Annotated in this window: 10 protein-coding genes; 8 read left to right on the top strand and 2 right to left on the bottom strand. The window is 62.6% G+C overall.

What is annotated here, in order from left to right:
- The first annotated feature begins 92 nt into the window (after window positions 1–92).
- From AC13QO_RS27305 to AC13QO_RS27325, 5 genes are all read left to right on the top strand, one after another.
- Complete coding sequence (locus AC13QO_RS27305) at window positions 93–1,157, top strand: ABC transporter permease (RefSeq protein WP_285191849.1); 1,065 nt, start codon at window positions 93–95, stop codon at window positions 1,155–1,157.
- 2 nt (window positions 1,158–1,159) lie between these two features.
- On the top strand, window positions 1,160–1,942 hold the full coding sequence (locus tag AC13QO_RS27310; protein ID WP_064707825.1) for an ATP-binding cassette domain-containing protein: 783 nt from the start codon (window positions 1,160–1,162) through the stop codon (window positions 1,940–1,942).
- The gene (locus tag AC13QO_RS27315; RefSeq protein WP_285191848.1) at window positions 1,939–2,571 is read left to right on the top strand and encodes a nucleoside triphosphate hydrolase; all 633 of its coding nucleotides are present in this window, start codon (window positions 1,939–1,941) and stop codon (window positions 2,569–2,571) included. Before AC13QO_RS27310 ends, AC13QO_RS27315 begins: the two co-directional genes overlap by 4 nt.
- Window positions 2,572–2,738: 167 nt before the next feature.
- Window positions 2,739–3,779: a dihydroorotase gene (pyrC, locus tag AC13QO_RS27320; RefSeq protein ID WP_488542448.1), complete on the top strand. Its 1,041-nt coding sequence runs from the start codon at window positions 2,739–2,741 to the stop codon at window positions 3,777–3,779.
- Between the two features lie 185 nt (window positions 3,780–3,964).
- Window positions 3,965–5,143, top strand: coding sequence for a GGDEF domain-containing protein (locus tag AC13QO_RS27325; RefSeq protein ID WP_285191847.1), 1,179 nt, complete (start codon window positions 3,965–3,967; stop codon window positions 5,141–5,143).
- Window positions 5,144–5,383: 240 nt separating this feature from the next.
- Here AC13QO_RS27325 and AC13QO_RS27330 read toward each other — a convergent pair whose 3' ends face one another.
- Window positions 5,384–5,866 (bottom strand): anthrone oxygenase family protein, encoded by a 483-nt coding sequence (locus tag AC13QO_RS27330; protein WP_285191846.1) that lies wholly within the window; start codon window positions 5,864–5,866, stop codon window positions 5,384–5,386.
- 94 nt (window positions 5,867–5,960) lie between these two features.
- Between AC13QO_RS27330 and AC13QO_RS27335 the strand changes: the two genes are divergently transcribed.
- The 3 genes from AC13QO_RS27335 to AC13QO_RS27345 all read left to right on the top strand — a co-directional run bounded on the left by AC13QO_RS27335 (window position 5,961) and on the right by AC13QO_RS27345 (window position 8,365).
- On the top strand, window positions 5,961–6,617 hold the full coding sequence (locus tag AC13QO_RS27335; RefSeq protein WP_488542449.1) for a TetR/AcrR family transcriptional regulator: 657 nt from the start codon (window positions 5,961–5,963) through the stop codon (window positions 6,615–6,617).
- Window positions 6,618–6,686: 69 nt separating this feature from the next.
- Window positions 6,687–7,376 carry an orotate phosphoribosyltransferase gene (locus AC13QO_RS27340; RefSeq protein WP_221127720.1) on the top strand — a complete coding sequence of 230 codons (690 nt, stop codon included), beginning with the start codon at window positions 6,687–6,689 and terminating at the stop codon, window positions 7,374–7,376.
- Window positions 7,377–7,438: 62 nt separating this feature from the next.
- Entirely contained in the window at window positions 7,439–8,365 is a 927-nt protein-coding gene (locus tag AC13QO_RS27345; RefSeq protein ID WP_488542450.1) for a carbohydrate kinase family protein, read from the top strand.
- A gap of 258 nt (window positions 8,366–8,623) precedes the next feature.
- Here the strand turns inward: AC13QO_RS27345 and otsA are convergent, their stop codons facing one another.
- Window positions 8,624–10,039 (bottom strand): alpha,alpha-trehalose-phosphate synthase (UDP-forming), encoded by a 1,416-nt coding sequence (gene otsA, locus AC13QO_RS27350; RefSeq protein WP_085776796.1) that lies wholly within the window; start codon window positions 10,037–10,039, stop codon window positions 8,624–8,626.
- Between the last annotated feature and the right edge of the window lie 369 nt (window positions 10,040–10,408).

The raw sequence follows: 10,408 nt of genomic DNA on the forward strand, positions 1-10,408 counted from the left end.
GATGTGCCGTCGCCCACCGGCTAAGCAACGAACGGATCAACAGGGGTGACGGCCTCCGCGCGGGTTCGGCGCGCGGATGCGGAGGAGGAACCATGACCGGAGCACAGGAATTCGAACGCGTCCTCGACGGCAGCGACAAGAACGTCGCCTCCTTCGAGCACCAGGGCGTCCCGCTGATCAAGCGCGCCCAGCACTTTCTGCACTCGACACCGGCCGCCGTGCCGCTGATCGTACTCGTACTGGCGATCATCATCTTCGGAATAGCGCTCGGCGGGCGTTTCTTCTCGTCATACACATTGACGCTGATCCTGCAGCAGATCGCCATCGTCGGCATTCTCGGCGCCGCCCAGACGCTGGTCATCCTGACCGCCGGCATCGATCTGTCGATCGGCGTCATCATGGTGATCTCGGCCGTCATCATGGGCAATGTGGCCATCACCTACGGCATCCCGACGCCGATCGCGGTGATTGGAGGCCTGCTGGTCGGCGGCCTGTGCGGACTGCTGAACGGCTTCCTCGTCGCCTTCATGAAGCTGCCGCCCTTTATCGTCACGCTCGGCACCTGGAATATCGTCATGGCGACGAATTTCATCTATTCCGCCAATGAGACGATCCGCGACACCGATGTCGACGAACGGGCGCCGCTGCTGCATCTTTTCGCCGCGAGCTTCAAGGTCGGCAGCGCCGTGCTCACCCTCGGCGTCATCGCCATGGTGCTGCTCGTCCTCCTGTTCTGGTACATCCTCAATCACACCGCCTGGGGCCGGCATGTCTATGCGGTCGGCGACGATCCGGAAGCGGCGAAGCTCTCCGGTATCCAGACGAAGAGGGTGCTGCTCACCGTCTATACGCTGTCGGGCGTCATCGCCGCCTTCGCCGCCTGGGTGTCGATCGGCCGCAACGGCTCAATCTCTCCGTCCTCGGCGGTGACCGACTATAACCTCCAGGCGATCACCGCGACCGTGATCGGCGGCATCTCGCTCTTCGGCGGCCGCGGTTCCATTCTCGGCACGCTGTTCGGGGCCATGATCGTCGGCGTCGTATCGATGGGCCTGAACATGCTCGGCGCCGATCCGCAATGGAAAGTCCTCCTGACCGGCGTGCTGATCATTGCCGCCGTCGCCATCGATCAGTGGATCAGAAAGGTTTCGGTATGACCATGGCTGTCGAACCCATTCTCACCGCCCGCGGCCTCGTCAAGCGTTATGGACGCGTGACCGCGCTCGACAATGCCGATTTCGACCTCTACCCGGGTGAAATCCTTGCCGTCATCGGCGATAACGGCGCCGGCAAGTCGTCGCTGATCAAGGCGATTTCAGGCGCGGTCACCCCTGACGAGGGCGTGATCACGCTCGAAGGCCGGCAGGTGCACTTCCGCTCGCCGATGGAGGCGCGCGAAGCCGGCATCGAAACCGTCTACCAGAACCTTGCTCTGTCGCCGGCGCTATCGATTGCCGACAACATGTTCCTCGGCCGCGAGATCCGCAAAAAGGGCCCGCTCGGCTCGCTGTTCCGCATGCTCGACCGTCCGGCCATGGAAAAGCTGGCGCGCAACAAGCTGTCGGAACTCGGGCTGATGACCATCCAGAACATCAACCAGGCGGTGGAAACGCTGTCCGGCGGCCAGCGCCAGGGTGTCGCCGTCGCCCGCGCCGCAGCCTTCGGCTCGAAGGTCATCATCATGGACGAACCGACGGCCGCCCTCGGCGTCAAGGAAAGCCGGCGCGTGCTGGAACTGATCCTCGACGTGCGCGCCCGCGGCCTGCCGATCGTGCTGATCTCGCACAACATGCCGCATGTCTTCGAGGTCGCCGACCGGATCCATATCCACCGTCTCGGCCGGCGGCTGACGGTGATCAATCCGAAGGAATACACCATGTCCGACGCCGTCGCCTTCATGACCGGCGCCAAGGCGGTGCCGACGGAGCCCGTTGCGGCATGAGCCTGCGCATCGACGACATCGCCGGCGAGGTGCTTTCCCGCGCCGGCGATGCCAAACGTTTCCTGATTGCCGTCGCCGGGCCGCCGGGGGCGGGCAAGTCAACCATGGCCGACAATCTGGCGGCGGCGCTGAAAGCCAGAGGCGAAAGCGCCGCAGTCCTGCCGATGGACGGCTTCCACATGGACAATGCCATCCTCATCGAACGCGGCCTTTTGGCGCGCAAGGGCATTCCGGAAACTTTCGATGTCAGAGGCTTCCTCGATATCATCCGCGCCGTCCGCCGGGCCGACCAGGAGGTTCTGGCGCCGGTCTTCGACCGCTCCCGCGAACTCGCCATCGCTTCCGCCAGACCAATCGATCCCGAGGACCGCTTCATCATCGTCGAGGGCAATTATCTGCTCTTCACACAGGGTAAATGGGCCGAACTCGACGGCATCTTCGATTTTTCGATAATGCTGGCGCCGCCGATCGAGGTTCTCGAAGAGCGGCTCTGGGCGCGCTGGCGCGGTTACAATCTCAGCGAAGAAGCCGCCAGCGCCAAAGTCTACGGCAACGACCTGCCGAACGGCCGGCTGATCCTCGAAAACCGTCGCCCAGCCGACGTGACGCTGGAGATTGCGCTGGCGTGACGCCGACGCGATTGTTCATTTGATGTATGATGCATGCCACCCGGACGTATTGAACGGCTCCGGGATCAGATTTGCATAAAGGGCGAAACGGCGTCGCATGAAGCCGGTTTGACCCGCCGCGCTTTAGTGCTATCGAGGCGGCAGACGCATCGCTTCGGAGGCCCGCCATGCAATCGATCACCATCCGCCGTCCCGACGACTGGCACCTGCATCTGCGCGACGGCGCCATGCTGGAAGGCGTGATCGCCGATACGAGCCGCACCTTCGCCCGCGCCATCATCATGCCCAATCTGGTGCCGCCGGTCGTCACGTCAGCGGATGCGAAGGCATATCGCGAGCGCATCCTCAAGGCGCTGCCGGACGGCCACCGCTTCCAGCCGCTGATGACGCTTTATCTCACCGAACATACCAGCCCCGACGATGTGGCGGAGGGTGCAAAGAGCGGCCTCATCACCGCCGTCAAGCTTTATCCCGCCGGCGCCACGACCAATTCGCATGGCGGTGTGCGTGACATGGAAAAGGCGATGCCGGTGCTCGAACGCATGGCCGAGATCGGTCTGCCGCTCTGCGTCCATGGCGAGGTGACGACGCCTGAGGTCGATATTTTCGATCGCGAGGCCGTCTTCATCGACACCGTGCTCGATCCGCTGCGCCGGCGCCTGCCGGAGCTGAAGGTGACGATGGAGCATGTGACGACGTCAGACGGCATCGATTACATCAAGGCCGCCAAATCAAATCTCGCCGGCTCGATCACCACCCACCACCTGATCATCAACCGCAACGCCATCCTCGTCGGCGGCATCCGCCCGCATTATTACTGCCTGCCGGTCGCCAAGCGCGAGAACCATCGGCTGGCGCTGCGCGCAGCCGCCGTAAGCGGCGACGCCCGCTTCTTCCTCGGCACCGATTCTGCCCCGCATGTCGATCCGCTGAAGGAATGCGCCTGCGGCTGCGCCGGCATCTACACCTCGATCAATACGATGAGCTGCCTTGCGCATGTCTTCGAGGAGGAAGGTGCTCTCGACAGGCTTGAAGCTTTCGCCTCGCTGAACGGACCGGCCTGGTATGGGCTGTCGCCGAACGAGGAACGCATCACGCTTTCCAAGCAGGCAGAGCCGGTTCTCTTTCCCGCTAAGATAGAAACCGGCGCCGGTCCGGTGACGGTTTTCGATCCTATGTTTCCCCTTCATTGGCAAGTGTTGGTCTAGGGACTCGCCTGCTGCGTTTTCTATTTTAAATAGAATATTCATTTTAAGTGCTGCGGTGACGTTAGGCGCGTAACATTTTCATTGTGCGGTGCATCATTTGTTAACGGATGCATAAGACATTCCTCTTCGCGGACCCCATAGCTGCCGATCGTTCGGCGCGACACCGCTGCGGAGACTGAAGAAGCATGATGCTCGACTACAACTCCCTTCTGTTGGCGCTCGGCGTCTCCGCGGCCTGCCTGGCCGTAACCCTGATGGGCAGTTGGCTGGTGCGCCGGGCCGAAACCGTGCTGCTCACCGCCACCATCGGTCTCGTCCTCGTTGTCAGCGGCATTTTTGTCTACAGCGCCTATGTGAGCAGGCCTGATATAGGCTTCGCCATTGGCAGTTTCGTGCTGTTCCATGCCGGCTTTGCCACCATCTGGGGCGCGGGCAAACAGTTCCTGTCAGGTCGCCTGTCGATCCTTGCCATCGCCAGCCGGGCGCTGGCGGCGATGGCCTTCTCGATCGTCCCGATGGTTGCCGGCTATGACGGCCTCGCCTTCATCGCCGACAATCTCGCCATCGCCCTGCTGCTGTTTGCCACTGCTCGGCAATATTGGCTCGCCCGCGTCGAAGCGCCGGCGCCGCTCCTCGGAATTGCGGCACTCTATACGCTGACGGCAATCTCCTTCGTTCTCTGCGCCGCGGTGTTGATTGCCGATGGAAAGCTGGTGCTCGGCAAGGCGCCGAGCAACTGGGCGGAGGATCTGAGCCTCGCCGTCTGCATCGCCGGCATGACCGGGATCGGCGCGCTGTCGCTGGCGCTGCATCAATGGCGGCTCGCCGCCCGCCATCGTCTCGAGGCGATCACCGATCCGCTGACGGGCCTGCTCAACCGGCGCGCCGTCTTCGATCAGTATGGCACGCGCCCGATGGGCACCACCGCCGCCGTCATCGTCTTCGATATCGATCATTTCAAATCGGTCAACGACCGCTATGGCCATGCGAGCGGCGACCGCGTGATCACCGTCTTCGCCGAGGAACTGACCGCCCATTGCCGCCCAGGCGATACCGCCGCGAGGCTCGGCGGTGAGGAATTCGCGCTAGTGCTGAAGGAGATCATGCCCGGCCGGGCAGAACTGACGGCTGAGCGGATCCGCAGGGCCTTCGAGGCGCGAGAGATTCCAATCGACGGTGAGGTGTTGAGATGCACAGTGAGCGTCGGCGTTGCGCCCGGCCGGTCGACGCCGCTCGATTTCGACGCCATGCTGAGCGCCGCCGACAAGGCGCTCTACGCCGCCAAGCGCGGCGGCCGCAACCGGGTCGAGCTTGCCGGCTATCTCACTGCAGTTCCGGCCGAGGTGTCGCGCACCGCGTCTTGATTCTCGACTGCTCAGCAGACGCCGGCATGCCGCCTCGTCCTTCGAGGCCCCTGCGGGGCACCTCAGGGGCTCTCTTGGACGTTGCTCTTGTCGCTCAAGGCGCCGGAACGACACGGATCAAGGCGGAAGTTGGAGACGGAACCCGAGCCACAACACTCTCCCGCGGCCCTCATTCCAAGCCGCGGCATCCTCCAACGCTCCTCATCCTTGTACGTTGCCGTTGGTGTGGGCGCCTGCTGCTCAAACAATCATCAGCGCCCGCACGAAAGCGGCCGAGGCGAGCAGCGAGGCCACGGTTCGCACATGATTCCACCACGTCCAATCCCTGACATAGGAGGTCCAGAGCGCCACCGCCTCCGCCCCGCTGCCGCTGACCTTTTCCAGCGCGTCGTTCATCGGCACGTTGAAGATGATCGTCGAGAGGAAGGAGGCAAACACATAAATGGCTGCACCCGCCAGCATCAGCGCGGACGCGCCGCCGCGCCAGTCGATCACCGCGAGGACGGCGATGACGAGGCAGAGGATCGCCGTCGGCACGAAGAGGCCCATGAAGGGCGAGCGGACGATCGTCACATTGATCGAGTTCATCGCCGCAATGCCCTGTTCGGCCGGGATGCGTGAGAAGGCGCTCATGATGAAGGTCGAGAAGGCGAAGAAGATGCCGGCGACGAGGCCGCTGCCGATGGCGGCTGCGACTAGGGAAAGCATGAGGACGATCTGCATGCCGAAACTCCTTGCGGGATAAATAAGAGAAACTCTCTTATTTGTAAAACCAGATAAACTCTCTTATTCTAATTGTCAACGTGAAGGAGAGCCGATGTCGGAGCAGAGACGCGCAACGCGCGGACGCCAGCAGGACCGTGGCGGCCAGCCGCGCCGCATCCCGCGCCAGCAGCGCGGCCGCGAGCGTTTCGAAAAAATCCTCGCCGTCGCCGCCGAACTGATCGAAAGCCATGGCAGCGACGGCCTGAAGATGAGCGAGATCGTTGAAAAGGCTGGCCTTTCCTTCGGCGCCCTCTACCAGTATTTCCCCGACAAGAGCGCGATCATCCGGACGTTAGCCGAGCGCTTCAACGAAGAGGGCAGGCGCTGTGTCGAGGAGGCACTGGCGAAGGTCGTTGACGCCGCCGCCCTGCCGGGGGCGCTCGCCAACATCGTCGACGAATATTATGCGTTCTTCCGCCGCGAGCCCGTGATGCGCGATATCTGGCATGCGACCCACACCGACAAGCAGCTGCAGCAGGTCGATGCCGAAGACATGGAATTCCATACCCAGGCATTTCTCGCCGCGCTTGTGCGCCTCTGGCCGGATCGGGACCGCAGCGAACTTCACGCGATCGCCCGGCTGACGATGCAGCTGCTTGCCGCCGCCGTGCGTTATGCCGTCTCGCTGGATGCAGAGGAGGGCGACCGGACGATTGCCTTGTTCAAGAAGATGCAGGGACCCGATATCGGCCGTCTCTTGCTGGAATAGATCGCCTGCGTCTGGAAACGGTGGGCGCTTGCTGCTATTGCCGGAGACGCAAAACCGAAGGAGAGCCCGATGATCCAGACCGCATTTCCCGACCGCGCCCTGATGGCCGAATTGGTGGCCAAGATGCTCTGGGAGATCAAAGCGGTGCATTTCAATGCGGCTCAGCCTTACAAGCTCTCCTCCGGCATGGCGAGCCCGGTCTATATCGATTGCCGTAAGCTCCTGTCCTATCCGCGCATCCGTTCGACGGTGATGGATTTTGCCGCCAGCACTCTGCTGCGCGATGCCGGTTTCGAGCAGTTCGATTGCATCGCCGGCGGCGAGACCGCCGGCATTCCCTTCGCTGCCCTGCTCGCAGATCGCCTCGGCCTGCCGATGATCTACGTCCGCAAGCAGCCGAAGGGCCACGGCCGCAACGCCCAGATCGAAGGCAATATGCCCGAAGGTTCGCGCGTGCTCGTCATCGAGGACCTGACGACGGCCGGCGGCAGCATGTTCAAGTTCATCGACGCCATTCGCGCCGCCGGCGGCATCGTCGATCACGGTATCGCGCTGTTCTTCTACGGCATTTTCGGCGATCAGCGTTTTGCCGACGGCAAGGTCAGGCTGCATCACATCGCCACCTGGCGCAGTGTCCTTGCGGTTGCCAGGGCGGAGAGGCTTTTCGACGACAAGACGCTTGCAGAGGTCGAGGCCTTCCTGGATGCGCCATTGGCTTGGTCGGCGAGGAATGGTGGAGTCAGTGAGCTTTCGCTCTAGCTAGTTGACAAAAGCTCGCTTAATCGGTTGATGAACATATCCGTGCTGTTGGGAGGAATCCGATGATTTTGTGCTGCGGCGAAGCCCTGATCGACATGCTGCCGAGGGACACCACCCTTGGTGAGAAGGGCTTTGCGCCCTATGCCGGCGGCGCGATCTTCAATACCGCCATCGCGCTCGGCCGCCTCGGCATTCCCACCGCCTTCTTCACCGGCATTGCCGACGACATGATGGGAGAAATCCTGCTGGCGACGCTGAAGGCGAGCAATGTCGATTACAGCCCATGCGCCATCACCCCGCGCCCTTCGACGATCGCATTCGTCAAGCTCGTCAGCGGCCAGGCGACCTATGCCTTCTACGATGAGGGCACAGCCGGCCGGATGATCACCGAGGCCGACCTGCCTGTTCTCGGCGATGATTGCGAAGCCTTGCATTTCGGCGCGATCAGTCTGATCCCGAGCCCCTGCGGCGAAACCTACGAAGCACTGCTCGACCGGGAGGCCGCCCGCCGCGTCATTTCGCTCGACCCCAACATCCGCCCGGGCTTCATCAAGGACAAGCAGGCTCATATGGCCCGCATCCGGCGCATGGCGGCAAAGTCCGACATCGTCAAGTTCTCCGACGAGGATCTCGACTGGTTCGGTCTTTTAGGCGACCATGACGCGCTCGCCGCCCACTGGCTGGCTGAGGGCGCCAAGCTCGTCGTCATCACCAAGGGCGCGGAAGGCGCCTCGGGTTACACCAGGGATCGCAAGGTGACGGTGCCGAGCGAGCGCGTTGCCGTTGTCGACACGGTCGGCGCCGGTGATACCTTCGACGCCGGCGTGCTTGCCTCGCTGAAGAGGGATAATCTGCTGACCAAAGAGCAGGTCGCCTCGCTCGATGAACAGGCGGTGCGCAACGCCCTGACGCTCGGCGCCAAGGCCGCCGCCGTCACCGTTTCCCGCGCCGGCGCCAATCCGCCCTGGGCGCACGAGATCGGGCTTTAAGGCTTAAGCGAGCATCAGCCCCTCATCCGCCTGCCGGCACCGACCGAGGTGGAGCCAGGGTCTCGACCCGTCCTTCGGACCCCCGCTTGCGGGGCGAAGGGGGATAGTCGCGACCTCTCCGTTCCGCCGCCGACATTGCGTGTGGCACGTCCCCTCGCCCCGTTTACGGGGAGAGGGTTAGGGTGAGGGGCATTTTTAACGCTTCGCCAGCGCCGCAGCCAGCCCTTGCGTCGAGGCCTTCATGCGGATGCGGATCGATCAGGAGGCTGCCTGGGGAGCCACGCTACGGCCGAGCTCTGGAGCAGTCACCAGGTCCCGCAGGAAGGTTTCGCACCACAGAGAGACGTCGTGAGAGAGCAGATGTTCCATCATCATGCTCCAGCGGTCGCGGCGCTCCTCGAGCGACATGGCAAGGCCCCTGGCAAGCGCATTGGCTGTGCCCTCGACATCGTAGGGATTGACCAGCAGCGCCCCCTTCAGCTCCCGTGCCGCGCCGGCAAAGCGCGATAACACCAGGACGCCCGGGCGATCCGGATCCTGGGCGGCGACATATTCCTTGGCGACGAGGTTCATGCCGTCGCGCAACGGCGTGACGAGCCCGATCGTCGCCAGGCGGTAGAGACCGGCGAGCACGGTGCGGCTGATCGATCGGTTGACATAGCGGATCGGCACCCAGTCGACCGTTCCGATGGCGCCGTTCACGCGGCCCGCCTGTTCGGCGACCATCTTCTGCATATGCTCGTATTCGGGGACTTCCGATCGCGATTTCGGCGTGACCTGCAGATAGGTGACCTTGTTCTGATAGGCCGGATTGCTGGTGAGGAAGCGTTCGTACGCTTCTAGACGCTGAATGATGCCCTTCGAATAATCGAGGCGATCGACCCCGATGATCATGTCGCGGCCTTCGATGCTGCGCCGGGTCTTCTGCACCATGACATTGTCTGCGGCTCGCTCTGCGAATTCGGCGAAGGCTGCGGTCTCGATGCCGATCGGATAGGCGCCGGCCTTGAAGATCCGCCCGTGAGAATCGAACAATCCGTTTCCGAGGTCGTCGCCGATGCCCTCCCGTCTCAGGTAGCCGGCGAAGTTCTGCAGGTCGTAGTCGGTCTGGAAGCCGACGAGGTCGTAATGGGAAAGGCCGCGCATGATTTCTTCATGGACCGGCATGGTGACGAGAATATCGGCGGGCGGCCAGGGAATGTGCAGGAAGAAGCCGATCCGGTTCTTCAGCCCCATTTGCCGCAGTTCGGCCGCCAGCGGGATCAGGTGGTAATCATGAACCCAGATGATGTCGTCCGGCTGGATCATCGGCGCCAGCCGACGCGCGAAAAAGCGGTTGACGCGGAAATAGCCGGCCATTTCCTTTCGGCCGTATTCGGCGAGATCGAGGCGGTAATGACAGATCGGCCAGAGAACGCGGTTTGCAAAGCCGCGATAATATTCCTCGACATCGGTGTCGGTGAGATCGGTCAGCGCATAGGTGATGTTGCCCTTCTGCAGCAGCGACAGCGCGCTGGGCTCCCTGTCTCCGCTCGACTCTCCCGACCATCCCATCCAGATGCCGCCGCGCGCCTGCAGGGCTGCCTGCAGCGCGACGGCGAGGCCACCGGCCGCAGCACTCCCATCCTTGGCCGGCATGGGAACACGATTGGAAACGACGATAAGACGGCTCATGAGCTTCCTTTAGCGAAGATGGATCGGGAAAACGCTCTGTGCCAGGGTTCCGGGGAGCCTCCGGGGCGGGGCAAGGGTAATGCAGGGCAGGCGCCGCCATCAAAAGAGCAGATCCGGATGCGAATTGCCCGGGGTATAGACCAGTGGAAACAGTGGAACGGGGTATCGTCCCCGGTTTGATAGGTCATGTCGTCGGAAGTACCATGCGCACAGATTTTGCTTGAATCTAGGGCGATGGCGGCGAATTGAAAGAATTCTTTCTACAATTTTCTATTAGTAGAACATTCAATCCGATTTTTGCAGGGCAGCGGCGCCAAGCCCGCCGAAATCAATCTAATCATTTGCGGCCATTATGACGATCTGGCGGCC

Source organism: Rhizobium sp. CNPSo 3670 (assembly GCF_057784555.1).